Raw genomic sequence first — 23,189 nt, 5'->3', positions numbered from 1 at the left:
CAGGTCTAAAGTTCGAGCGCCCGCTCGCGCGCATTCATCATGTGTCGGTCCATCGCATCGACCGCGGCATGGGCATCGCGGCTGCGGATGGCGGCAATGATGGCAAGGTGATCGCCGAAGGCGGAGGGCAGCACGCTGGCGGAAAGGGTTATCCGGTCGAGCTTGATCAGGCGGATGCGGATGGCGTTGACGGCATAGGCCTGAACCAGGAGTTCGTTGCGCGTGTTGGCAACAAGCAGGTTGTGGAAGCCGTCATCGATCTGCTGGCCACGTTCGAACAGCTCGGAAGACGGCTTATGGCGGACTTCCTCGAGGATCTCGCGATGCAGGCTTTCCTGCTGATCGAGCAGAGCATCATCGAGCTTGCGCACGGCGGTGATGACGGCTTCGCGCTCGAAGGCCATGCGCATCTGAAAGGCTTGCCGGATCATCGGCAGGTCGATCTGGGTGATCTGGATACCACGCTGCGGCATCACGTTGAGCAGGCCTTCGAACTGAAGACGCGGCAGCAGCTCACGCAGGGCGCCGATCGAGAGGCCCAGCATAGCGACCAATTCGCGTTGCGAGACGAACTGACCGGGTCTCAGCCGGCCGTCAAACAGTGCCTGCCGAAACCGCTCATAGGCCGCTTGCTTGACCGAACGGAGCTCGGGCTCTGCAGCATCTGTCGCGGCATCAACGGTCATGGCAACTCCCCCCGTGGTCGTGTTCGACTCACGCGGCCGCATCAAATCCGGTTCGGGCAAAGCTTTCCAGCAGCTTGCCGCGGCCTTCAGCGTCCAAGGACTTGAGCGGCGGCAGGACGCGGGCATAATTCTCGTCGCCGAGATAGTTGGCCAAGGCCGCCTTGAGGGCGACCAGGGAGCCGTGGCGGTCAACCGCCAGGATACGGTCGGTCTGCTTGCTCAGAAGGTCTTGATTGGTGCGATCGTCGTAGAGGGCGCGCAGATCGCGGGCAAAGATATTGGGCATGCCGCCAATCATTCCGGCACCGCCATTGGCCAGAAGTGTGGGCAAGACGCGGTCGTCGCCGGTAAAGACGGCGAGTTCGGGGAAGCTGGTTGCCAGCATCACGCCGTTGTCGACCTCGCCGGTGGAGTCCTTGATGCCCACGATACGCGAGCCATGGCGCGCGGTGATGGCTTCGACAAGCGGCTTGGTGAAGCGGATGCGGCTCATCTGGGGGATGTTGTAGAGCAGGATGTCGATCTGCGTCGCCGATTGGGTGCGTTCGATCAGTGCATCGTACCAGGCGGCAATGCCGGCTTCCGATGTGCCGTAATAGAATGGCGGCAGCACGAGAGCGGCACGGCAGCCGGCCTCGGCAATGCCCACCAGCATTCTGGCCGCATCATCCAGCGTCGGCGTCATGACCCCAGGGACCTGGCGCCCCATGTCGACGCCCGCGGCGTGCATAGCGGCAAGCGCCGCCACCTTTTCCGCCGTGGAAAGGGATGCCCCTTCGCCGGTGGTGCCGAAGGTCGACACAAAGGCGCAGCCATTGTCGAGCAGGCGCTGACTGTGGGCGGCAAGGCGTTCGATATCGACGGAAAAGTCTTTGGCGAGTGGCGTGATCGAAGCGGCGATGACGCCTTTCAGCGGGGCTGTGGACACAGATATCTCCTCAACCGTCAACTGATACAATCAGTGACGCAATCAATTCTCACATCACTGTTTACATGAGTGGTAACTTATTGCAAGGTGCGGAGCATTGCGTGAGGACGAACAGCCAAACGGCGCGCTTTGCGCTCGCTCTTACCCTTGGAGGAGGGACATCATGAATCTTAAGGCAGTCGCATCCGCCGCCGTTTCCACCCTGGCCTTGACGCTCGCCGCGCAGGCCCAGGACAAGCTGGAACTGAAATATACCGTGCCAAGCGTGCCGACCGATCTGCATACGCAGGCCATGAAGGTGTTCGCCGAAAAGCTCGAAGAGCTGGCCCCCGGCCGCTTCGACATCCAGCTCTATGACTCAGGCTCGCTTTTCGCCCAGGGTGCGGACCTCGACGCGCTGCAGCGCGGCAATGCGGAAATGACCTATGTTTCGTTCCAGCTCATTGCCGACAACATTCCTGAATATGGCCTGCTCACCGCCGGTTACCTGTTCCAGAGCCCCGAGCACTACCGCGCCTTCATGATCAGCGATCTGGGCGCCGAGTTCAAGCAGCGCGTGTCGGACGACATGGGCATCCAGCTGCTCGATACCTGCTATCTGGGCACGCGCCAGATCAACCTGCGCACCGCCCGCGATGTGCAGACGCCCGAAGACCTGGCTGGCGTCAAGCTGCGCATGCCCTCGTCCGACGCCTGGCTGTTCCTGGGCCAGGCGCTTGGCGCCAATCCGACGCCACTGCCGTTCGGCGAGGTCTATCTTGGCCTTCAGGCGGGCACGATCGACGGGCAGGACAATCCGCTGCCATCGGTCGAGGCCGCCAAGTTCTATGAGGTCACCGAGCAGATCGTGCTGACCAGTCACCTCGTCGATGGCATCAACGTTGCCGTCAACAACCAGACCTGGGAACAGTTGAGCGATGACGAAAAGGCCGCGATGACCGAGGCTGCTGTCGCTTCCTGTGACTGGAACAACGAAAAACGCGTCGCCGAGGAAGAGCGCCTGGTGTCGTTCTTCAAGGAGCAAGGGCTCGAAGTGACGACCCCTGACGTCGAGGCGTTCCGCACCCATGTGCAGGACTATTACCTCAATTCCGACCGGGCTGCGTCCTGGCCGGAAGGCTGGGTTGAGAAGATCAACGCCATGGCTGCCGAGTAGACCATGACTGACGAGTATTCCGCGTCCGTCCGGCGGATGCCCGCATGGTTGCGGTTGCTCAAAGGGGGCGCCGACCTTGTCGGCGTCCTGCTGTTCACCACCGCTTTCCTGGGCTTCATCGTCCAGATCTTCTTCCGCTATGTGATCAACCGGCCGATCCTGTGGACCGAAGAAGTGACGATGATCGCCTTCGTGTGGACCGTGTTCTGGGCGGCCGGCTTCATGGTCAACCTGCGCGAACATGTCAGCTTCGACGTGGTCTATGAGCTTGTGTCGCCGCAGGTAAAGCGCGCCATGGCGATCTTTTCGATGATCGTGCTGATCGGCTGCTTCGTGCTGCTGATCCCGGCGACTTGGGACTATCTCGAGTTCCTGTTGCGCAAGCGCAGCCCGGTGCTGCGCTTTTCCATGACCTGGATCTACGGCTGCTACCTGTTGTTCGTGGTCAACTTCACCATCCAGGCCGCCTGGCGGCTCTGGCGCCTGTTCACGCCCGATTGGGGCAAGCAGATCTAGCGCCAGGAGAGGTTTATTATGCTGGCTGAATACGCTCTTCCCATCATGCTCGTGGTCCTTGTGGTGACCACAATAGCCGGCCTGCCCATGGGCGTTGCCATGATCGCCTCGAGCGTTCTTTACCTTTTCATCTCGGGCCGCGACGTTGGCCTCGGAGCCGAAATGGTGCTCAACGGCATTTTCGGCAATTTCGCCGCCGTGGCCGTGCCGCTTTTCATTTTTGCCGCCAACATCATGGACGCCGGCAAGATATCGGACCGGCTGCTCAAGTTCTGCCTGGCGCTTGTGGGCCGCAGTCCGGGCGGCATGGCGCAGGTGAATATCCTTACCAGTCTTATCTTTTCGGGAATGAGCGGCTCAGCCATTTCCGATGCCGCCGGCGTGGGCAAGGTGGTCAACGACATGATGATGCGCGAAAACCGCTATCCACCCGGCTATGCCGGCGCGCTAACTGCCGCGACTGCCGTGGTGGGCCCGATTTTCCCGCCCTCCATTCCCATGGTCTACTACGCGCTGGTTTCCTCCGCTTCGATCGGGGCGTTGTTTCTGGGCGGCGTAGTACCCGCGCTTCTTATTGTCGGCTTCCAGATGGTGGCCGCCTATATCACCGCGAAGCGCCGCGGGTTCCCGGTCGAGGATGCCATTCCATTCCGCCAGTTTCCGATGATCTTCCTGCGCGCCTTTCCGGCGCTGATGATGCCGGTGATCCTGCTTGGCGGCATATATAGCGGGGTCTTCACGCCCACTGAAGCGGCCGCGGTTTCGGCCTTCTATGCCCTGCTCCTGGCGCTCTTTGCCTATCGCACCCTAGGTCCACGGAGCTTCTTTGCGGTCGTTTATGCGACGGTCAAAACCACCGCCGTCGTGTCGATCGTCCTTTGCGGCGCCTTCGTGTTCAACTACGTGATTGCCGTCGAGCGCATTCCGCAGATGGTCTACGAGTTCTTCGCCTACTATCAAATGGAAGCCTGGCTGTTCCTGCTGTTGCTCAACGTCCTCTTCCTGATCCTGGGCTGCTTCCTGGATGTCTCGACCATCCAGCTCGTCATCGTGCCGTTGTTTATCCCGACTGCCCTTGCGCTGGGTATCGACCTTGTCCATCTGGGCGTCGTGCTGGTGCTCAACATGATGATCGGCCTGATCACGCCGCCGATGGGCATGCTGCTCTTTGTCATCAAGGCGGTGAACGGCATTCCCATCAGTGCCATGATCAAGGAGCTCTGGCCGCACCTGTTGCTGCTGATCGCCACGCTGTTCCTGATCACCTATGTGCCCGATATCGTCCTGTGGCTGCCCCGGCAGGCCGGAGCGATGCAGTAGCCCGCCGGCGTTCGCCCCGTGTCTTCGCTGATCAGACGACCTTGCGTCGTCCAGGGGAGGCGCCCGCTCCTTATGTGCCTCCGGTAATCAGCGCCCGCCGGCCGTCCATTGTCAGGAACGGAGTCATACCGTGGCCTCTCGCCCCACATGGGCTGTTCCTTCATCCTTGACCACGGCGGCTTCGTTGAAGCACGTCACAACAGTTCTCCGACATACCATGACACCTGGCTCGTGGCCGCTGGGGCGAGACCAAGCTGGCTTTAGATTTGAATATTGCGGCGCCTGCCGTTGATCTTGTCGCCGCACCACGGGCAGCAGGAAATCGCAACCCCTTCGTGGAGAGCAAAGAACCCGTCGCCACTGACTGGGAGCATGTAGAACAGGTTGCTTGCCTTCTCACCTTCTGCGACCAGTGTCGTGCTGACAAAGATCAGCTTTTGCTCGACGGCATCGGCCAGGCGTCCACAGGTGCAGACTGGACGAATGGCCCAGGTAAAGCTCCCCCACACATCCTCCGACGTAACGGCAACATTTTGAAACGTTTCCAGGGTGGGCCTCCCAAGTTGACTGCAAGCGGCGGACTTTTCCGTTCAGCCCGACACAATGTTGCTGATGAATGGTATCTCACCTGGCGCCGCCCGCTTGGCGGTTTCCAATGCTGCCTTTAACGTTTCTGGATTATCTGGTGCGAGAGCCAGAACAGTTCGGCTGATCCGAAATCTCCCGCAGGTAGGGCAGTCATACTCGCGATAGTCGCCGGTGGTGGGGTGCTCGGTTGCCTGCTCACCGGACACGGGACAGTCAACTATCGTTGAAGCATCGTTCATTTCGCCGCCCGGCGTCAGATTGGAATCGTCGGTCATAGTTGAATTCCTGTCGCTTGGTTTGCAGACAAACGATCAAACGCCCAAGCTTGTTGCCGACTGCCTGTCTCGTTCTTGGTGCCGGTGATCCTGCCGACAAGACCCTCCAGTTGATGCAGCGATAGCGTGGCTCGGAATGGCCCAGGTTGCTACGCGGCACTTGTCTGGCAGTGCACACCCTAGTGGACGCTCGCAGGTCCCTGCTAATTGGCAATGGACCCGCTCGCTCCTGGCACGTTTCACCAGTTCATCAGCGCCATCTCAGCGCCTCTATCAAGGCACGCAGCGCCGGAGGGCTTTGTCGTCGGCTTGAGTGATAGAGGTAGCAGCCCGGAAAGGTTGGGCACCAATCATCCAACACCTGAATCAGCCGTCCAGCGGCAAGATCTTCAGCGACATCCTGCTCCATGATATAGCCCAGACCGGCTCCCGCCCGCACGGCCGCTGCGGCCAAGCCACCGTCATTGACGATCAGCGGACCGGAGGGTCTGATCCTGATATCCTTGCCCTCGTGTCGAAACTCCCAGGGCAGCATGCCACCAGAGGTGGCGAGCCGATAGTTAATGCAGGCGTGGCGCTCGAGATCGTATGGAGAAACCGGCGGCGGATTGCGGCTGAAATAGTCGGGTGTGGCCACCACTATGGTGCGCAGGTCGGGACCCACACGGACGGCAACCATGTCCTTCTCCACCGTTTCGCCGAAACGGATGCCCGCATCGAAGCCCTGAGCTACGATGTCGACCAGCGCATCTTCGATATTGACCTCGACCCGCACGTCCGGGTGCGCCAACAAAAACGCGGGAAGCCTGGGTTCGAGAACGTTCTGTGACACCCAGGCGATGGTCGTGATGCGCACCAGACCGGACGGGCTGTCGCGCCATTCACTGAGGCCTGACAATCCTTCGTCAATGGCTGAAAGGGCGGGCTGCAAGGAGATAAGCAGGTGTTCGCCCGCCGGCGTTGGCGACACGCTGCGGGTGGTTCTTGAGAGCAATCGCACACCGAGGCGCTTTTCCAAACCTCGCATCGCGTGGCTCAGGGCGGAAGTCGACATGCCGAGCACCGAGGCGGCGCGGGTAAAGCTGCCCTCCCGAACGATAGCAGCGAACAAGGCGAGATCGTTGAGCGGCATGCGGTTCATTGTTGCAGTCTGCTCACAAGCTCATACGATCAGCAACGACTAATCTCTCCTGAGTAGCGGCTCTATTTCTCCCGCACCGCAACAGGAGATCCATCATGACGCTTACGCAATATCGCACGCTCGGGAATTCCGGGCTCGTTGTCAGCCCACTTACGCTTGGCGCCATGACGTTCGGCGCCGGCCGTTGGGGTGCCGATGAAAATACGTCCCGCGCCATATTCGACACCTATGTCGCCGCCGGCGGCAATTTCGTCGACACGGCCGATATTTATTCGGGAGGCCAAAGCGAAGAGATGCTCGGCCGTTTCGTTGCGCAAGCCAGGCTGCGTGACCGGCTTGTTATTGCAACCAAGTCGGGCTTCTCTCGTCAGCAGGGGACCGCTCTTGCCGGTGGGAATGGCAAGAAGAACATTCGCGCCGGCATCGAGGGATCGCTGCGCCGCCTGCAGACCGACTATATCGACCTCTACTGGATGCATGTTTGGGACCGCACCACCCCGGCTGAGGAAGTGCTCGGCACCCTCAGCGACGCGGTCAATGCGGGTAAGATCCTCCATTACGGCTTCTCCAATACGCCCGCCTGGTACGTGGCCAAGGTCGCAACTTTGGCCGCCGCGCATGGCCTGCCCAAGCCGATCGGCCTGCAGTACTCATACTCGCTGATCGACCGGGGCGTCGAACTCGATGTCCTACCGGCCGGCGCCGAGTTCGGACTAGGACTTGTGCCCTGGAGTCCCCTGGGCGGTGGATTGCTCACCGGAAAATACGGACGAGACATGCTGTCGCGCGCCAACCGGGCGCCGGCCATGCCCGACAACGCCAGCGACGCTGGGAAAGATGGCAGCGATGGTCGGCTCAATGGCGACAATCCGTTTGGTGGCATGCTCTTTACCGAGCGCAACTTCGATATCGTTGACACTGTGCGCGGGCTTGCGGCCGAGACGGGAAAGTCGATGGCTCAGGTCAGCCTCGCATGGGTAGCGGCTCGACCTGGCGTATCTTCCGTGCTGATCGGCGCCAGCCGTCCGGACCAGCTGGCGCAAAATATCGCTTCACTCGAGACGGCACTTTCGGACGATCAACTGCAGCGGCTCGAAAGCGTGACGTCCATGCCGCTTGCAAGCCCGTACTTCATTTTCAAGCTGCCGCGTGCCGGGCTGTTTGGCGGCAACGGGGTCACGCCTTGGAGTGCACTGCCCCATTAAAACAAGCGCGGAGCTATGGCTCCCCGCTTTACCAATCAGATCGCCTGCCCGCCGGACACTTCGATGCGTTCCGCCGTGGTCCAGCGATTGTCTTCGCCGAGCAGGCTCGCGATCATCGGGCCGATGTCATCGGGCACGCCAACACGGCCTAGGGCAATCATGCCGGCGAAGATCTTGTTGAGATCGGGGGGTGTCACGTACGGCACCCCCGAGGAAGTCCGTTGCGATGGCGCCCGGTGCGACAACATTGGCGGCGATGCCGCGGCTAGCTAGTTCCTTGGCCAAGTAGACGGCGCATGTTCGGCATGCCCCCGATGCGCGATGCCTCGGCGGCGCGGCTCGCCGCCGAGATGGCCTGAGGTTCCGCCGGGGTGTGCCGGCGAGCAGCAGCAGGTTACCAGGGATAGGCCTGGTCGACAGAGCCGGTAAAAGTGCCCGTTGGCCCCTCGCTGCCGAGGAGCGCAACGCGCACGGCTTCCGCCGCGCCCTGCTGCACTGTCTCGGTGCCTTCGAAATTGTTGAGTGCGGTGCTGGTATAGCCCGGAGTTACGGCATTGACCTTGATGCCTTCCGCCTCAAGGTCAATGGCGAACGCCATGGTAATGGCATTGAGCGCGGTTTTTGAAGCGGCATAGCCCGGGTTGAACGTTGCCCTGTAAGGATTGGGCTGGGCGTTAAACGTCAGCGACCCCAGGCCGCTGGAGACGTTGACGATGCGGCCGGCGGCAGACTTGCGCAGCAGCGGCACGAATGCCTGGGTGACGCTGAGAACGCCAAAAACATTGGTCTCCCAGATAGTACGAACTTCATCGACAGAGATCAGAGTTGCTCGCGAGCGCTTGATATAAGCCTCCATGGTTTCGCTAGGCTCGCCGTTTGCGCGGGAGATGGCGGCGTTGTTGATGAGGATGTCCAGTCGCCCGAACTGCTGCTCGACCTGACTTGCTGCCGCCTGGATGGAGGCGGGATCGGTAACATCGAGCTGGATAGGGTGGACGTCGCCGGCAATGGTTGCCGCCGCTGCCTGGCCGCGTTCGAAATTGCGCGAAGCGAGCAGCACGGTCAGCCCATTGGCGACAAGGTCGGTCGCGATCTGCAATCCGATCCCCTGGTTGGCGCCGGTCACAAGGGCAATGCGTTTGGTCTCAGTCATGGCGTGGTCCTGTTCTTGATTGGCCGAGCAGGAGATGGTCACGCCTTGCTGGACGTTCTATATTCATTCGTCCAAGCTTGTTTCGAGATTGTCCAGATTGGCAGATCCCCTCACGCAGATTGTCGGCCTCCTCCAGCCCGGTGCGCCGTTCTTCAAATGCGTCACGGGCTCGGGGCCATGGCAGGTGCGGCGCACCCAGTCGCCGAATCCCTATTATGTCGCCGTGTTGAAGGGCAGCCTGCGCTATCTCGGCCGCAGGGGCGATGAAGTCGTCGTTCGTGGCGGGGATTTCATCCTCATTCCCTCCGCCGAAGATTTTGTGATGGTGAGCGAAGCACCAAGTACCCCACGCGATATGGTGGTCGAGCCTGTGGTCCTGCCGGGCGGCGGGTATCGGGTCGGCAGTGTCGATGGTCCGATCGATATGCGTGCGCTTGTGGGTTACTGCATCTTCCAGTCGGAAGACGCGACGCTCTTGTCATCGTTGCTGCCGGAGGTGGTGGTGGTGCGCGGCGAGTATCGCCTGGCCATGCTGATGCAGCTTCTCGGTGAAGAGGCCATGAGCAGCAAGCCAGGGCGGGAGGTCGTGCTGCAGCACCTTCTCGAAGTGCTGCTGATCGAGGCCCTCCGCTCGTCCGCCGAACTCGGCGCAATGCCAGGTCTCCTGCGGGGGCTGTCGGACGATCGGCTCGCCGTCGCGATCCGCGGCATCCACGCAAGTCCTGGTCGCGACTGGACTGTGGCGCAGTTGGCGCGCGAGGCGGCCCTGTCTCGCTCCGGCTTTCATGAGCGCTTCCACAGCGCCGTGGGCATGACGCCGATGGAATACCTGACGGCGTGGCGCCTCGCCATTGCCAAGAATCTGCTCCGCAAGGGCGACATCAGCGTCGGCGAGGTCGCCCGCCATGTTGGGTACCGCTCCACCAGCGCCTTCAGCGTCGCCTTCACTCGCGACGTCGGCATTTCGCCGACTCGTTTCGCGCGGGAGGGAATGAGCAGTGTGGCGCCAACGTCGGCGGAACACTTCGAAGGCGCCATCGCCTGACCAGATCGCTTCGCCATAGCTTCAGACGTCAGAGCATTTGAGCGGCTCCTGCTTCTTGCGCAACTACAACCCAAGAGGTGCCTCTGTGCGACCCTCCTAGCGCCCGCCGACCCTGGCGGCTGAGAGGTTCGCTCGTTGGGAGTCGTGATGATCGCCTGAACGACCTAAAGGCGGCGCGATGCTGCTGATCGGCAGAAGCGCCCTGTCGGGCACTTGAGCGCCTGAAGCAAACACGCAAGAGCGGCCGTTGACAAATGAACGTTCCTGACTTCCCTATGGGGCTTGTCGTAGGTTCCTCGGCGGCCACGAGCCAATGGGGATTAAAAGGGAACACGGTGCGACGTATCCATCAGGACGCAAAACCGTGGCTGCCCCCGCAACTGTAAGCGGCGAGTTCTTCCTCTAACGCCACTGACCTTCGGGTTGGGAAGGCATGGAAGCGCATCGACCCGCGAGCCAGGAGACCTGCCGCCGACATCAACGAAACCCGGCCGGGGTGTGCCGAGGGGAACGAAGATGGCGCTTGCAGTTCATATTGTAGCTCGCGGTCAGTCCGGTTCGCCGCACATCTCGCCCATGCGCGGAATGTGCTGTTGGACCTTTCTCATCCTTGGCTTGAAGCGGGGCGACCTGCGGCATTGTCCGTCGATGGCGTGGCCTGGGGCCCGCACGCCGACCATCTTGTGCTGTACCCGGCCACCTTCACCGTCGAACCTGGCGAGATACTGGCGATCGTTGGGCCCAACGGGGCGGGCAAGTCATCGCTCCTGCGCTGCCTTTACCGCTATCACCGACCCCTCACCGGCACCGTCAGGCTTGATGACCGCGACATCTGGCAGATGAAGCCGCGAGACTGTGCGCGCCGCGTTGCTACGGTGCTGCAGGAGCCCGCCTCCGATTTTGGCCTGACGGTTGCCGAAATCGTCGAGCTTGGTCTAACCCCGCACATGGGCCGCTGGCAGCGGATCGACTCTGATCAGCCTGTCGAGCAAGCTCTGGCTCTGATGAACCTCTTGCCGTTTGCATCGCGCGACTTTGCCACTTTATCGGGCGGCGAGAAGCAGCGGGTGATGATCGCTCGCGCGCTGGTGCAGCAGCCCGACTTGCTGATCCTGGACGAGCCCACCAATCACCTCGATATCCGGCACCAGCTCGAAGTGCTCGAACTGCTCTCACGCCTGCGGACCACTGTTGTTGTGTCGCTACACGATCTGGCACTGGCCTCCGCTCACGCTGACCGCGTGCTGGTGCTCGAGAGGGGGCACCAGGTTCAACTGGGAACACCGCTCGATGTGCTGACACCGCAGACCATTCGCCAGACTTTCGCTGTCGAGAGCACCATCGACAGCCACCCCGTGACCAGACGGCCACGCTTTTCCTTTCATCTCGACCTCAACGCCAAGCACAGAGATCAATAATTGCACCCGCTATCCATGCTTACCCTTGCGGCAACCCTAGCGTCCACCGCCGCCATGGCGTCGGACTTCCCGGTGACCGTCAAGAGCTGCAATCGCGACGTAACCTTCGAAGCTGCGCCGATGCGGGCCGTGTCCAACGACGTCAATCTCACCGAGATGATGCTGGCACTGGGCCTGCAGGACCATATGGTGGGCTATACCGGCGTATCGGACTGGAAGACGCTGGATGAGCGGCTGCGGGAGGGGGTTGCCGAACTGCCCGAGTTGTCTCCCGACTACCCGACCAAGGAAGTGCTGCTGGGAGCCGACGCCGACTTCTACTTCGCCGGCTGGAATTACGGCATGAGAGTGGGTGGCGAAGTCACGCCCGAGACGCTGGGCGCATTTGACATCGCCACCTATGAACTTACGGAAAGCTGCATCCACATCATGGCCAAGCCCAAGGCCTCCATGGACGACATGTATGTCGACCTCATCAATCTGGGCAAAATTTTTGGCGTCCAAGAGAAAGCTGACGAGCTTGTCGCCGGGTACAGGCAGGAGCTTGCCGACTTCACCGCCACCCTTGCGACAGCGGGAACGCCCAAGGTCTTTGTTTATGACTCGGGCGAAGACAAGCCGTTCACGGCAGGGCGCTATGCCATTCCGACGGCACTGATCGAGGCCGCGGGTGGAACCAACATCATGGACGACGTGGAATCGAGCTGGATTGAGGTCGGCTGGGAGCCCGTAATCGAGCGCAATCCCGACGTGGTAGTCATCGTCAACTATGGAGACGTTTCCGCGGAACAGAAAATAGACTTCATGAAGTCCAATCCCGCATTCAACGACATACCAGCGGTGATGAATGATCGCTTCGTGGTGCTCGAATATGTCGAGGCCACACCCGGACCGCGCAATATCGAGGCCATCAAGCGCCTCGCGGCCGCGTTTCACCCGCAATAACCAAAAGGGGCTGGTACCCCACAGCCCATCTCCCAGATGAACCATAAACACCTCGTCGCCGGTCCGCGCCACGCTATCCTGCACAACCTCCCGCTGGTGTCCTGCGGGCTGGTTGTTGTTCTGTTCGCCGTCATGATGCTGGGGGTCAGCGTAGGGGCGGTCAGCATTCCGCTCGATGTTGTCTGGAGTGTCGTTGTCAGCCATCTGGCGCCGGACAGCGTCGAGGTGACATGGTCTGCGGGTCGCGACAACATCGTCTGGGAAGTCCGGCTGCCCCGCGTCATCCTTGGAGCCATTGTCGGCGCGACGTTGTCGATTGTCGGAGCGGCGCTGCAGTCGGTCACCCGGAACCCCTTGGCCGATCCGCACCTGCTTGGCATCTCGTCCGGTGCCGCACTGGGCGCGATCATTGTCCTCCTCCACACCGGCATGTTTCTCGGGCTCATCACCGTTCCACTTTTCGCCTTCGGCGGCGCCTTGCTGACGACGGCCGTCGTGGTCGGTGTGGCCAACTTTGCCCACGCCACCAATGCCAGCCGTCTCGTGCTGACCGGTGTGGCCGTGTCCTTCGTGGTGACCTCGCTTGGCAGCCTCGGCATCTTCTTGGGTGACCCGCGGGCGGCACACACGGTGATCTTCTGGATGCTGGGCGGGCTAGGCCTTTCGCAATGGGCGCAATTGCCCTACCCAGCCGTCGCACTCCTAACCGGCGGCGCCTTTCTCCTGCTGAACGCCCGCAACCTCAACGCCATGACCTTGGGCGATGAATCGGCAACGACGCTCGGCATTCCGGCAGCGCGGTTCCGACTGGTCGTCTTTATTGTATGTGCGCTCCTGACCGGCGCTGCCGTCGCCTTTTCCGGCATCATCTCCTTTGTCGGCTTGATGATCCCCCATCTGGTGCGCATGGTGGTCGGTGGCGACTACCGCCGCGTATTGCCGTTATCGGCGCTGGTGGGCGCCATCTTTCTGGTTGTGGCCGATATGGCGGCGCGGATCATCATCCCTCCGCAGGACATGCCGCTGGGTGTGATCACGGGCCTGGTAGGGGGAGCGTTTTTCATTCTCCTGATGCGGCGCAATGGCCGCTTGGCCTGATGAGCCACAAGGGATGTCGGCGCGGCTCGGTTATGTCAAATCCATGTGGCGAAGGCCTCTTTCTCCGGTTATGGGGAGTGGAAGGTGACCCATGGATAGAGTTCGTCCATATCTTGAAGAGTTGACGCGCGCACTCCTTGTGCTGGCGCTGATCCTGTTCAACCTCGCTCACTATGCCGCGCCAGCCGTTGCCTCTGAGGGTTTCGCCTTCACCAATGCCACGGTGATCTTCTGCGGTGACAGCGGCCCTGACGATCGGTCGGCACCTGCGCCATGCCATGCATGCCGGATCGGCGGTGACGCGGTCTTGCCGCCGCGGCCATGCGACAGTGTTCCGGTTGATCGGGAGGCGCTTCCGGTCCGCTTTTCGCCGATAGACGTTTCGAACCAGGCCGATGGACACGCGACCGCCCATCGCAGCCGCGGGCCGCCGCTACACGCCTGAGCCTTCTCACCCCGTTCTATTTCCTTCACACGCCGCAACGGCGCGTGAACGCTCAGGATCCATCATGACCACCTCTTCAATGGAGGGCGCCCGGCCGGACAGCCGCGCCAGCTCTCGTCTCTATCGCGCCGTCTGGCGCTGGCACTTCTATGCTGGCCTCGTCGTCGTTCCCTTCTTCATTCTTCTCGCCTGCACCGGCATGATCATGCTCTACGGCAACTCCGTCGAGACCATGCTCGGGCCACGCCACCCAGTGGCGTCTTCCACATCGCCGGTGCCGATTACGGAGCAGGCCGCTGCCGCTGCCGGAGCTATTCCGGGTGGCCTAGTCACGATGTTCGTCCAGGCGCCGGAACCTGACCTTGGCAACAAGTTCATGGTCTCAGCGGACGATGGGCCGCACATCGTCGCGGTCGATCCGAACGACGCCTCGGTCGTTGCCGACTACCGCCAGGACAGCGTTCTCTTCAACTGGGCGTCCAAGATCCACGGGACGTTGCTACTCGGCGACTTCGGTGACCGCGTGCTTGAGGTCGCTGCTGGCCTGGGCATCGTGCTGCTGCTGACGGGGCTTTACATGTGGTGGCCGCGTGGACCCAGGACCTGGGCCCAGGCCTTGCTTCCACGCCTGGGCAGAGGCCGTGCCTTCTGGCGTGACCTGCACATGAGCACCGGTTTCTACTTCGGCGTCGTCCTGCTGTTCTTTCTCTTCACTGGGCTGGCCTGGACGGGCGTCTGGGGCACCCAGATCGTGCAGGCATGGAATACGTTCCCAGCGGAGAAGATGCAGGCGCCGCTCTCGGACCGAACTCACGCCGCGATGAACCAGGGCGACGAGCACGATGTCCCTTGGACGCTGGAGCAGACCCCGTTGCCAGCGTCCGAGCCCCACGACCACAGCGCCACGGGGCTACACGATATGGGCGGGATGGAAAGGGCACCTAGCAGCGGCGTCGACCTTGACAGCGTCGCCGCAACAGCTCGCCTACTTGGCTTCCAAGGTCAATTCCGCGTCAACCTACCCGCAGACGAGAGGGGCGTGTTCACCATTTCCAGTGACAGCAATAGCGGCGACAGCGCCAACCCGTTTGGTGATCGCACTGTCCACATCGACCAGTACTCGGGCCAAGTGATCGCTGATATAGCGTTCGCCGACTATGGCCTTGGCGGCAAGGCCATGGCCGCCGGCATCGCGCTGCACCAGGGCAACCTCGGCTGGTGGAACATCGTCCTTAACGTGCTGTTCTGCCTGGCGATCATTCTCATGGTCATTTCCGGTGTGGCGATGTGGTGGTGGCGTCGTCCGAAGGGCAAGGTCGCGGCACCGCTTTACCCGAGGCAGTACCGGGCACCGTGGGGCGTGATCGTCATTGCCCTTGCGGTTTGCGTGGCGTTCCCGCTTACCGGCGCTGCTGTGATTGTGTTCGCCGTTGTGGATTTTCTTCTGCCACGGCGCTTCAAGGAAGCGGGCGCTGCCTGATCGAGGCTGGGGTGGTCACAGGCAGTCGGCCACCCCAACTCGTGTAGGTCGAGCAAACGATGCCGTTTGCGCTTGCGCCAGTGCGGTACGATGCGCCGCCGGGCGCGGAGCCGACGTGAAGTGTGAGGTGCAATGTCGACGCCAGGATCCAGGATCGGCATTGGCGACGACATGGTTGTTGGTGGCACAGAACCTAGATACCGCTCGGGGTAAGGCGGAAGTCGTTGCCTTCGGGCAGCAATTGCCCGCCATCCACCACAATGGTGGTGCCGGTAATGTAGCTTGCTTCATCGGAGGCAAGAAACAGGAAAGCGTTGGCGACGTCCCGGACTGAGCCAAGGCGCCCGAGCGGAATGGCTGCGAGCATCGAGGCGATGTGGGCATCGCCACGCCCCTCCTGAATGCCTTCCGTCATGATGTTGCCCGGCTCGACGCCGTTGACGGTGATGCCGAAGCTCGAAAATTCCAGTGCCGCCGAGCGAATGAAGCCGTTGATGCCGGCTTTGGTCGCGCCATAATGACCATGGCCGGGGCTGGTGACATAGGGACCGGTAATCGATGAGGTGAAAAGAATGCGGCCCGTGCGCTGCGTCTTCATCACCTTGAAGGCAGCCTTGGCGGCGTGGAAACTGCCCCGCAGATTGACGCCCATGACCCGGTCCCAATCGTCGGACGACGTGTCCTCGATGAGTTGCCATGGATAGATCCCGGCATTTTGTACGATGATGTCGAGCTGGCCGAACCTGGATACCGCCAGATCAACTGCCGCTTCTGCATCGGCGTACCTTGAAATGTCGGTGGGGATGAAAGTCGCGCCGATCTCGTCTGCGGTGGCCTGACCCGCTTCGGGCTCCCAATCGGCCAGGACGACATTGGCGCCTTCCTCGATGAAGCGGATGGCAGTGCCCTTGCCGATACCGCGCGAGGCGCCGACGATGATTGCGGTCTTGCCCGCGAGACGTCCGGTCATGCCAATTTCTTTCTGATGGTCTGCTTGAGGGTATCGAGCAAAACGGCAGCAAGCACCAGAAGGCCATGGATGACCTGGGTATAGTGCGCCGGCAGGCCCATGAGGTTGATGGCGGTGTTGATCGAGGACAGCAGCAGCACGCCGGCATAAACGCCGGGCAGGGCCCCCAGCCCACCCTTTAGGCTGACGCCGCCGATGACCACGGCTGCAAAGGCATTGAACAACATGCCGGCGCCAAGGTTCGCGGTGGCGCCCGAGGTACGAATCGCGAGCAGCCAGCCGGCCAGCGCGGCAATTGCGCCCGACAGGATGAAGGCAATCATCAGAACCTTGTCGACCTTTATGCCGGCGCGAAAAGCGGCGTTCTCATTGCCCCCAATCATCAGCAGGTGGCGACCGAAACGGGTCTTGGCCATCATGAAGGAGAAGCCGACGAAGCAGACGATGGCAATGTAGGCGGTAAGAGGAATGCCGAGGACGCGCTGAATGGCGAGAAAGCGCAACTCGTCGGCCAGGTTCTGCGCCGAGCGGCCGCCTGAGCTGGCGACAACCAGGCCACGCACCCAGATGAAGCTCGAGAGGGTCACGATGAAGGCGTTCATCTTGATCTTGATGACCAGAAAGCCGTTTAGCGCGCCGATAGCAGCACCGACCCCCAACCCGACCAAAATCGAGACTGGAACCACAAGCCAGCCGGGCGTCAATGTGATGCCCATACCGATGCCGGAGGAGGCGAAAAGGATGCCGGTCGCCATGGCGCTGAACGCGGCGACCGACTCGACCGAAAGGTCCATGTGTCCGGCAATGATCACCAGAGCGAGGCCGATCGACATGACGCCGAGCACCGAGGATTGCTCGATGATGTTCGCGAAGATGCCGAGTTGAAAATAGTTCGGAACGGTCAGCGAAAAGACGACGAGAACCGCGAGCAGCATGAACCAGACGAGGTTATCGAGCGCGAATTCAAGGCTGCGGCGTTGATTGGGCTGCATCTCGGTCTCTCGGCAATGATGGATGCGGGAAGCTCCTCCCGCCTCGCGGGAGGAGCGGCGCTGGCACTAATCGACCGGCGTCACCGGTGCAGCCGGCGGCTTGAGATTGCCCCAGAAGGAGGGGTCGTCGACATTGTCCGGGGTAATGGCGGCACCGGGGATCTTGATGGTCGGACCCCATGCTTCGTTGGTCACCACCGAGGGCAGTCCAAGCACGTCGTACTCGCCGGGCGCGATTTCTTCCTTGGCGACGATCTTGTCCATGAACATGGCGACTGCGGCGGCCTGGGCATAAAGCGGTTGCTCCACTTCCACCTGCATCCATCCGTCACGGATCATCTGGAGGGCTACCGGCGCGCCGTTTGAGCTCATGACATAGACATCACCCGGCTGCTTGCCGGCAGCTTCGAGCGAAGCCACGGCTGCCACGGACAGATGCGCGGCGTGACTGAAGACGATGTCGATATCAGGATTAGCAAGCAGCTGGTCCGATACGATGGTGCCGGCATTGCTGGCTTCCCACATCATGGCAGGCTGGCTGATGATGGTGACCTCCGGGAATGCCGCCATCTTTTGCTCGAAGCCCTTCTGGATATCGAGGGTGTAGGGGTCGCCTGGATCGCCCAGCACCTGCAGGACCTTGCCCTTGACCGAGCCGTTCTTCTCGGTCAGCAGGCGCTCGACCTCCGCGGCCGCGACATGACCGATTTCGATCGTGCCGGCGACGGAGGTAAAGTCGGAGACAGTCGAGGAGATCTGGCGATCGAACTCGATCACCGGGATGCCGGCAGCCCGCGCCGCGTCCACCGAGGGAGCGAGCGCGTTGAAATCTACCGCAGCCAGAATGATCGCCTTGGGCGCGAGCGCGATGACGTCATTCATCTGCGATTGCTGCAGGTCGGTCTTGTTGTCGGCATTAAGGGTGGTCAGGTCGTAGCCGACCTGCTCAAGAAACATTTCGAGCGCGCTGACCGAGCCGGTCTGGAACTCGTCGAGCAAGGTGGGACCATGTAATAGACGGTGCCCTTCTCCTGGGCATAGGCGGGGTGCAGCAAGGCGGCCGAGCCGGCCAGAAGAACCACGCCGTATTTCAACAACTGCTTCATTCGTCGCTCCCTTTGCCGGATCGCTACTCCCCCGCGCCCGTGACCGGTCCGGCACCGGCAAGGGTTTCGCCGGTGATCATGCCGATCACTGCGTCCGCGTTCGTCTTTCTGGTGGGCACATCACCTGCGACAATACCCTGGCGGATCACCACCATCCTGTCCGCCACCTGGAAGGCCTGCTGCATGATATGGGTGATGATGACGACGCCAATGCCCTGCGCGGCGACCATGCGGATCATCTCGAGCCCACGCTTGGTCTGCTCCACGCCGAGCGCAGCAAAAGGTTCGTCGAGCAGCACCAGCTTGCCGCCCCAATGGACGAAGCGGTTGAGTTCGATCGCCTGGCGCTGCCCGCCGGAGAGATGCTCGACCTTGGTGCGCAGCGATGGAATACGCGTGCCAGCGCTGGCGAGGGCCTTGGCGACCTGCTCCTCCATCCGCGCTTCATCGAGCACCTTGATGCCCATGACCGAGCGGGTCAGCTCGCGGCCCATGAAAAAATTGGCGACGACGTCGACATTGGTGCAGAGCGAAAGGTCCTGGTAGACCGTCTCAATGCCCGCAGCCTTGGCCTCCGAAGGTGATCTTGGCCGGAAGTCGCGCCCCTCGAACCGCATGCTGCCCGAGCTGGCTTCAAGCCCGCCGGAAATGATCTTGACCAGTGTCGACTTGCCGGCGCCATTGTCGCCAAGCAGCGCAATCACTTCGCCCCTGGCGATCGAGAAGGACACACCGCGCAAGGCCTGTACGGCGCCATAGCTCTTGGTGATGTTGTCGAGAGCAAGCAGTTCTTCGGTCATGCGGCCATTCCGTTCGAGAATGGATCGCGCTTGCGGACGCGACCGGGTGAAGAGGAGGGCTCCTGACGCGGCGAGAGCACGCTTGATACGGCCAATGCCGCAGCGCCCCGCAGCACGGAGAGGTGGCCCAATGCGGCAATGACGCGTGGCGTCGTGCGGTCGTAGCGGCTGGAGATCGAAGTTGGCAGCTGGTCAGTGGTGGCGGTCAGCCCCGCAATCAGGTCGTCGGGAGCGATCCCGCCCAGCACGATCGTCTGCGGATCGAAAAGGTTTTCGATAGTGCGGATGGCGCTGTGAAAGATCGGGGTGATCTCCTCGATCCAATCCGCCTGGCTTTGACCAGCGGCCCGATTGCGGAACGCATCGAGGGACAGGTATCGCTCAAGGCATCCCGCGCTGCCGCAAGGGCAGGGCAAACCACCCGAAACCGCGGGGATGTGTCCGATCTCGCCGGCATTCCCCCAAGCGCCACGCAAGGGCACGCCGTCCTGCATCATGGTGCCGCCAAGGCCTACACCAAGGTGGAGGTAGTAAAACTGGGAGATCGAGGCCCCTTCGCCATAAAGCCGCACGCCCAAGGCCGCAGCAACTGTATCGACAGCGATAAAGGCAGGCAGCCTAGTCACTTCCTCGAGCCGTGCCCGGATCGGCACTCCCGCCCAGCCATCGAGCGTGGTCGGACCGACAAAGCTCATGGCTTGGACGTCGAACGGGCCGGGCATGGCAAAGCCGACGCCGAGAAGCCGGCCTTCGGGACGCAATACGCGGACTTCGGCCACCAATTCTTCGATCAGTTCGAACGCCTGGTGAGGACTGGGATGCGGACAGGCTCGCTCTGCGCTGCCCAGTATGTCACCTGCCAGGTTCATCAGAGCGGCATGGACTCCGAGTGGCGTGACGGATAGCCCGATGGCGTAGCCGCCATCGGGATTGAGATGAAGCGTGGTCGCCGGCAGCCCGCGTCCCTTTGGCGCGCCCCGAATTGAGATCAGGTATTCCTGCTCTTCCAGCTCCCGGACAATGGTGGAAACGGTCTGCACGGTAAGCCCAACGCGCTGAGCGATATCCCCACGCGTCTGTGGTCCAAAACTGCGGATGCACTCGAGAACGATGCGCCGATTATAAGGGCGCGCCAGCTCCTGATTTGTCCCCCGCAAGACCATGCTGTGCCTCCCAACACATCAGCAGGTTTGCACCGCCCATTTATTATGTCAAATGGAATTCAAAATTGTATCTTGGGAATAGCGACTACTTATCAGTCAACTCTGCAGGCACTTACTTGAGAGCAAAGGGCAATGTTCAAATGGCCGTCGACGAGCTAGGCGAGTCTGCTTTGGGCTATGCAGATCTGCAGAATGGGCCTGAGTGAAGCGCATTTCCGATCGTCCGCTCGCGAGCTTACTCGACACTTGCGATCGATTTGCAGCATGCCGAAAGAACGGGATCGCTGCTTCATGTGCGGGAGCGGTAATGGGATCAGTGCGCTTGGCGATGGCGATGTACAGCTATCCGGAGGCACTGCAGACGGTGCTGGACCAACTTGGTTGTCATGACCTGCAAGAGGTCCGGCATTAGCCTAGCAGCAAGTGAGGCAGAGGCCTGTTGAAAGCGGCAGCAGGAGTTCCTTCCGGTTCATCTGCTGCCGCTCTGGAGCGCGCTAGAACTCCGACCAGTCCCGGCCGGTTTGACCTCAGCGTCCGCGGCTGGCGATGCAACACAGGTTGCATCATTCGAGGAGCAGGAACGTGCGTGACTCTCGTTGGTTAACGAGGCATCTGCGATCCCCCCAGAGGAAATATCATGCACAGACGCTCCCTTATTGCCGGTTCGGCTGCAACGCTGGCCGTCCTTCCGTTTGCCTCCTTGGCGCAGGCCCAGTCGGGCCAGGTCGACCAGGCCAAGCTTCCTGCTCTCATGGGAGGTGACTTCGCGACTGCGACCAGCCAGCTGGCCTCCAGCAAGGCCAGCAACGCTTCGGTGAAAACCTTCGCAAAGCTCGAGATCGCCGAACAGGCCGCCGTTGCCATGGCGTTCGGTTCGGAGCCAGGCGCTGCGGGCCTCAGCGAAGAACACGCGGCCAAGCTGGCCGAGCTTGAAGCAGCCGAAGGCGCCGAGTTCGACATGATGTATATCGAAGGCCAAATCGCGGGACACGAGGAACTCCTTGCCATTCACCAGCAGTATGCCAAGAACGGTGAAGACCCGATGGCGCGCGGTGCCTCGATGGTCGGTGTGACTGGCATCCAGACGCACCTCGTCATGCTGCAGTCGATCCGGGCCTCGCTCGGCGCCTAGGACCTCCGCGTCTCAAATTGCGAAGCCCCGTCCTCCTGGATGGGGCTTTTCTTTTTCATCAGGACTCCGAAGCAAGCTGGATCAGCACGGCCTCGTTGGGTTCGAGGCTGACATGACCCTGCACGTTTTCGCTGCGTGACAGCGCGGTCGAAACGAGGATCTTGCCGTCGCCCTCGAGCGGCATGGATTGTGGCGTCATGCTGAGGTTGGCGGCCACCAAATAGCGTTTGCCGTCACCCGTGCGGTAGAAGGCAAGCAGTTCGTCATTACCCCAGGCGGGCTCATAGCCCTTGCCGCGCAAAGCAGGATGGTCCTGACGCAGTGCGATCAACTGACGGTGCAGGTGCAGCATGGATCGCTGGTCCTCCCGCGCGGTCTCGACATTGCAGCTCTTCCAGTTTTCGCCAAGTGGCAGCCACGGCTTGCCGGTGGTGAAGCCGCCGTTTGCTTCATTGCTCCAGGGCATGGGGCCGCGCTCGGCATCGCGGCCGAGGCCAAAGGGCTCATAGGGATCAACCGCCTGCTCGGGCGAGAACTTGCTGCGTTCAAGCCCCAGTTCGTCGCCATAGTAGATGAAAGGCGTGCCGGGCAGCGTCAGCAGCAGGAAGGAGGCGACGCGCGCCTGAGCCGGTCCGAGCCGGCTCGCAAGGCGCGGCACGTCGTGGCTGCCGATAACCCAGTTGGGCCAGCCATGCTCGGGCAGCAGCTGCATGAACTGCTCGATGGAGGCGTCGACCTTGCGTGCCTTCCAAGGCTTGGTCTTCATTACCTGGGTGTTGAAGGGTAGGTGGAGCATGGGCTCGGTCTGGCCATAATAGCGCATGAAGCGGGCCAATGGCGCCTGAACCTCACCGATGAAGACCTTGTCGCCATAGCGGTCGAGCAGGCGGCGGAAGCGGGCGATGAGGCGGTGGGTCTCTGGCCGGTCGGAGCTGAAGACGTGGTCCATCCAGCCGGGCGGCTCGGAATCCAGATCGTCATCCATGGGTTCGTCGCGCAGGAACTCGTCCTCGAAAAGGTTCATGGCGGAGTCCAGCCGGAAGCCGTCGATGCCGCGATCGAGCCAGAAGGCCATGCCGCGCTCGATGGCGTCGATCACATCAGGATTGCGCAGGTTGAGGTCAGGCTGGGAGGGGAGGAACAGGTGGTAGTACCACTGGCCGGTAGCCTCGTCCCAGGTCCAGGCAGGCTGCTTGGTGTTGTCGATCCAGTTGCTGGGCGGCTGGCCATCTGACTTGCCGTCGCGCCAGATGTACCAGTCGCGCTTGGGATCGGTTCGAGAAGAGCGGCTCTGCTTGAACCATTCGTGCTGATCGGACGTATGGTTGGGGACGAAGTCCATCACCAGCCGCATGCCGCGATGATGGATTTCGGCCAGCATGCGATCGAAATCCGCGAGCGTGCCGAAGCGGGGATCGATGGCCTCGAAATCGGCGATGTCGTAGCCGGCGTCGATCAGCGGCGAACGATACAGCGGTCCCAGCCAGATCAGGTCGATGCCGAGCCATTGCATGTAGTCCAGCCGGCTGGTGATGCCGTTGATGTCGCCCCACCCGTCGCCGTCGCTGTCCTGGAAAGAGAGTGGGAAAATGGCGTAGCCAACCGCGTCCTGCCACCAAGGCCTCAT

21 protein-coding genes, 2 pseudogenes and 1 riboswitch are annotated in these 23,189 nt (G+C 61.6%); of the genes and pseudogenes, 11 read left to right on the top strand and 12 right to left on the bottom strand.

Annotation, left to right across the window (positions count from 1 at the left end; translation table 11 throughout):
* Positions 1–5 precede the first annotated feature (5 nt).
* Positions 6–686, bottom strand: coding sequence for a GntR family transcriptional regulator (locus VIL88_RS01170; protein WP_331985072.1), 681 nt, complete (start codon positions 684–686; stop codon positions 6–8).
* Positions 687–714: 28 nt separating this feature from the next.
* On the bottom strand, positions 715–1,614 hold the full coding sequence (locus VIL88_RS01165) for a dihydrodipicolinate synthase family protein (protein ID WP_331985070.1): 900 nt from the start codon (positions 1,612–1,614) through the stop codon (positions 715–717).
* A 163-nt stretch (positions 1,615–1,777) separates the two neighbouring features.
* Between VIL88_RS01165 and VIL88_RS01160 the strand changes: the two genes are divergently transcribed.
* The 3 genes from VIL88_RS01160 to VIL88_RS01150 are packed head-to-tail and all read left to right on the top strand — an operon-like array spanning position 1,778 to position 4,606.
* A complete protein-coding gene (locus VIL88_RS01160) occupies positions 1,778–2,770 on the top strand; it encodes a sialic acid TRAP transporter substrate-binding protein SiaP (protein WP_331985068.1) in 993 nt (330 codons plus the stop codon).
* 3 nt (positions 2,771–2,773) lie between these two features.
* Entirely contained in the window at positions 2,774–3,286 is a 513-nt protein-coding gene (locus tag VIL88_RS01155) for a TRAP transporter small permease (RefSeq protein ID WP_331985066.1), read from the top strand.
* An 18-nt stretch (positions 3,287–3,304) separates the two neighbouring features.
* On the top strand, positions 3,305–4,606 hold the full coding sequence (locus tag VIL88_RS01150; protein WP_331985064.1) for a TRAP transporter large permease: 1,302 nt from the start codon (positions 3,305–3,307) through the stop codon (positions 4,604–4,606).
* A gap of 590 nt (positions 4,607–5,196) precedes the next feature.
* On the opposite strand, the gene VIL88_RS01145 is transcribed toward VIL88_RS01150, so the two are convergent.
* Positions 5,197–5,469, bottom strand: a complete 273-nt coding sequence (locus VIL88_RS01145; RefSeq protein WP_331985062.1) for a hypothetical protein — start codon at positions 5,467–5,469, stop codon at positions 5,197–5,199.
* A gap of 250 nt (positions 5,470–5,719) precedes the next feature.
* Positions 5,720–6,610, bottom strand: coding sequence for a LysR family transcriptional regulator (locus tag VIL88_RS01140; RefSeq protein ID WP_331985060.1), 891 nt, complete (start codon positions 6,608–6,610; stop codon positions 5,720–5,722).
* 95 nt (positions 6,611–6,705) lie between these two features.
* Here VIL88_RS01140 and VIL88_RS01135 point away from each other — a divergent pair, with 95 nt between their 5' ends.
* Positions 6,706–7,815: an aldo/keto reductase gene (locus tag VIL88_RS01135; RefSeq protein ID WP_331985058.1), complete on the top strand. Its 1,110-nt coding sequence runs from the start codon at positions 6,706–6,708 to the stop codon at positions 7,813–7,815.
* Between the two features lie 35 nt (positions 7,816–7,850).
* Here the strand turns inward: VIL88_RS01135 and VIL88_RS01130 are convergent.
* A pseudogene (locus tag VIL88_RS01130) lies at positions 7,851–8,106 on the bottom strand (SDR family oxidoreductase); the annotation flags it as partial.
* A 103-nt stretch (positions 8,107–8,209) separates the two neighbouring features.
* Positions 8,210–8,968 carry an SDR family NAD(P)-dependent oxidoreductase gene (locus tag VIL88_RS01125; protein WP_331985056.1) on the bottom strand — a complete coding sequence of 253 codons (759 nt, stop codon included), beginning with the start codon at positions 8,966–8,968 and terminating at the stop codon, positions 8,210–8,212.
* Between the two features lie 97 nt (positions 8,969–9,065).
* Between VIL88_RS01125 and VIL88_RS01120 the strand changes: the two genes are divergently transcribed.
* The 6 genes from VIL88_RS01120 (at position 9,066) to VIL88_RS01095 (ending at position 15,399) form a co-directional block, all read left to right on the top strand.
* The gene (locus VIL88_RS01120; protein ID WP_331985054.1) at positions 9,066–10,013 is read left to right on the top strand and encodes an AraC family transcriptional regulator; all 948 of its coding nucleotides are present in this window, start codon (positions 9,066–9,068) and stop codon (positions 10,011–10,013) included.
* Between the two features lie 272 nt (positions 10,014–10,285).
* A riboswitch (cobalamin riboswitch) is annotated at positions 10,286–10,500 on the top strand.
* A 100-nt stretch (positions 10,501–10,600) separates the two neighbouring features.
* Positions 10,601–11,431, top strand: coding sequence for an ABC transporter ATP-binding protein (locus VIL88_RS01115; RefSeq protein WP_414650098.1), 831 nt, complete (start codon positions 10,601–10,603; stop codon positions 11,429–11,431).
* A gap of 15 nt (positions 11,432–11,446) precedes the next feature.
* Positions 11,447–12,376 carry an ABC transporter substrate-binding protein gene (locus VIL88_RS01110; protein ID WP_331985050.1) on the top strand — a complete coding sequence of 310 codons (930 nt, stop codon included), beginning with the start codon at positions 11,447–11,449 and terminating at the stop codon, positions 12,374–12,376.
* Positions 12,377–12,412: 36 nt separating this feature from the next.
* Entirely contained in the window at positions 12,413–13,474 is a 1,062-nt protein-coding gene (locus VIL88_RS01105; protein ID WP_414650097.1) for a FecCD family ABC transporter permease, read from the top strand.
* A gap of 91 nt (positions 13,475–13,565) precedes the next feature.
* Positions 13,566–13,919 (top strand): hypothetical protein, encoded by a 354-nt coding sequence (locus tag VIL88_RS01100; RefSeq protein WP_331985048.1) that lies wholly within the window; start codon positions 13,566–13,568, stop codon positions 13,917–13,919.
* Between the two features lie 64 nt (positions 13,920–13,983).
* The gene (locus VIL88_RS01095) at positions 13,984–15,399 is read left to right on the top strand and encodes a PepSY domain-containing protein (RefSeq protein WP_331985046.1); all 1,416 of its coding nucleotides are present in this window, start codon (positions 13,984–13,986) and stop codon (positions 15,397–15,399) included.
* Positions 15,400–15,592: 193 nt separating this feature from the next.
* Here the strand turns inward: VIL88_RS01095 and VIL88_RS01090 are convergent, their stop codons facing one another.
* The 5 genes and pseudogenes from VIL88_RS01090 to VIL88_RS01070 all read right to left on the bottom strand — a co-directional run bounded on the left by VIL88_RS01090 (position 15,593) and on the right by VIL88_RS01070 (position 20,430).
* The gene (locus tag VIL88_RS01090; RefSeq protein WP_331985044.1) at positions 15,593–16,369 is read right to left on the bottom strand and encodes an SDR family NAD(P)-dependent oxidoreductase; all 777 of its coding nucleotides are present in this window, start codon (positions 16,367–16,369) and stop codon (positions 15,593–15,595) included.
* On the bottom strand, positions 16,366–17,361 hold the full coding sequence (locus VIL88_RS01085; protein WP_331985042.1) for an ABC transporter permease: 996 nt from the start codon (positions 17,359–17,361) through the stop codon (positions 16,366–16,368). The genes VIL88_RS01090 and VIL88_RS01085 overlap by 4 nt, the downstream gene beginning before the upstream one ends.
* Before the next feature lie 66 nt (positions 17,362–17,427).
* Positions 17,428–18,467: pseudogene (locus VIL88_RS01080) on the bottom strand (sugar ABC transporter substrate-binding protein).
* A 23-nt stretch (positions 18,468–18,490) separates the two neighbouring features.
* The gene (locus VIL88_RS01075) at positions 18,491–19,267 is read right to left on the bottom strand and encodes an ATP-binding cassette domain-containing protein (protein WP_331985040.1); all 777 of its coding nucleotides are present in this window, start codon (positions 19,265–19,267) and stop codon (positions 18,491–18,493) included.
* Positions 19,264–20,430: an ROK family transcriptional regulator gene (locus VIL88_RS01070; protein ID WP_331985038.1), complete on the bottom strand. Its 1,167-nt coding sequence runs from the start codon at positions 20,428–20,430 to the stop codon at positions 19,264–19,266. Before VIL88_RS01070 ends, VIL88_RS01075 begins: the two co-directional genes overlap by 4 nt.
* Positions 20,431–21,067: 637 nt before the next feature.
* On the opposite strand from VIL88_RS01070, the gene VIL88_RS01065 reads away from it, so the two are divergent.
* Entirely contained in the window at positions 21,068–21,562 is a 495-nt protein-coding gene (locus tag VIL88_RS01065; protein ID WP_331985036.1) for a DUF4142 domain-containing protein, read from the top strand.
* Positions 21,563–21,620: 58 nt separating this feature from the next.
* Here VIL88_RS01065 and VIL88_RS01060 read toward each other — a convergent pair whose 3' ends face one another.
* Positions 21,621–23,189, bottom strand: a complete 1,569-nt coding sequence (locus tag VIL88_RS01060; RefSeq protein ID WP_331985034.1) for an alpha-amylase family glycosyl hydrolase — start codon at positions 23,187–23,189, stop codon at positions 21,621–21,623.

The organism is Devosia sp. (assembly GCF_036563435.1).
GTDB lineage: Bacteria > Pseudomonadota > Alphaproteobacteria > Rhizobiales > Devosiaceae > Devosia.
This window is presented reverse-complemented; position numbering and strand designations above follow the sequence as displayed.

Coding starts and splice junctions, on each gene's coding strand:
- VIL88_RS01085 (WP_331985042.1), bottom strand. CDS start 17,361: ATGCAGCCCAATCAACGCCGCAGCCTTGAATTCGCGCTCGATAACCTC.
- VIL88_RS01140 (WP_331985060.1), bottom strand. CDS start 6,610: ATGAACCGCATGCCGCTCAACGATCTCGCCTTGTTCGCTGCTATCGTT.
- VIL88_RS01105 (WP_414650097.1), top strand. CDS start 12,413: ATGAACCATAAACACCTCGTCGCCGGTCCGCGCCACGCTATCCTGCAC.
- VIL88_RS01095 (WP_331985046.1), top strand. CDS start 13,984: ATGACCACCTCTTCAATGGAGGGCGCCCGGCCGGACAGCCGCGCCAGC.
- VIL88_RS01060 (WP_331985034.1), bottom strand. CDS start 23,189: ATGAGGCCTTGGTGGCAGGACGCGGTTGGCTACGCCATTTTCCCACTC.
- VIL88_RS01070 (WP_331985038.1), bottom strand. CDS start 20,430: ATGGTCTTGCGGGGGACAAATCAGGAGCTGGCGCGCCCTTATAATCGG.
- VIL88_RS01100 (WP_331985048.1), top strand. CDS start 13,566: ATGGATAGAGTTCGTCCATATCTTGAAGAGTTGACGCGCGCACTCCTT.
- VIL88_RS01090 (WP_331985044.1), bottom strand. CDS start 16,369: ATGACCGGACGTCTCGCGGGCAAGACCGCAATCATCGTCGGCGCCTCG.
- VIL88_RS01125 (WP_331985056.1), bottom strand. CDS start 8,968: ATGACTGAGACCAAACGCATTGCCCTTGTGACCGGCGCCAACCAGGGG.
- VIL88_RS01135 (WP_331985058.1), top strand. CDS start 6,706: ATGACGCTTACGCAATATCGCACGCTCGGGAATTCCGGGCTCGTTGTC.
- VIL88_RS01160 (WP_331985068.1), top strand. CDS start 1,778: ATGAATCTTAAGGCAGTCGCATCCGCCGCCGTTTCCACCCTGGCCTTG.
- VIL88_RS01075 (WP_331985040.1), bottom strand. CDS start 19,267: ATGACCGAAGAACTGCTTGCTCTCGACAACATCACCAAGAGCTATGGC.
- VIL88_RS01065 (WP_331985036.1), top strand. CDS start 21,068: ATGCACAGACGCTCCCTTATTGCCGGTTCGGCTGCAACGCTGGCCGTC.
- VIL88_RS01145 (WP_331985062.1), bottom strand. CDS start 5,469: ATGACCGACGATTCCAATCTGACGCCGGGCGGCGAAATGAACGATGCT.
- VIL88_RS01110 (WP_331985050.1), top strand. CDS start 11,447: ATGCTTACCCTTGCGGCAACCCTAGCGTCCACCGCCGCCATGGCGTCG.
- VIL88_RS01150 (WP_331985064.1), top strand. CDS start 3,305: ATGCTGGCTGAATACGCTCTTCCCATCATGCTCGTGGTCCTTGTGGTG.
- VIL88_RS01155 (WP_331985066.1), top strand. CDS start 2,774: ATGACTGACGAGTATTCCGCGTCCGTCCGGCGGATGCCCGCATGGTTG.
- VIL88_RS01170 (WP_331985072.1), bottom strand. CDS start 686: ATGACCGTTGATGCCGCGACAGATGCTGCAGAGCCCGAGCTCCGTTCG.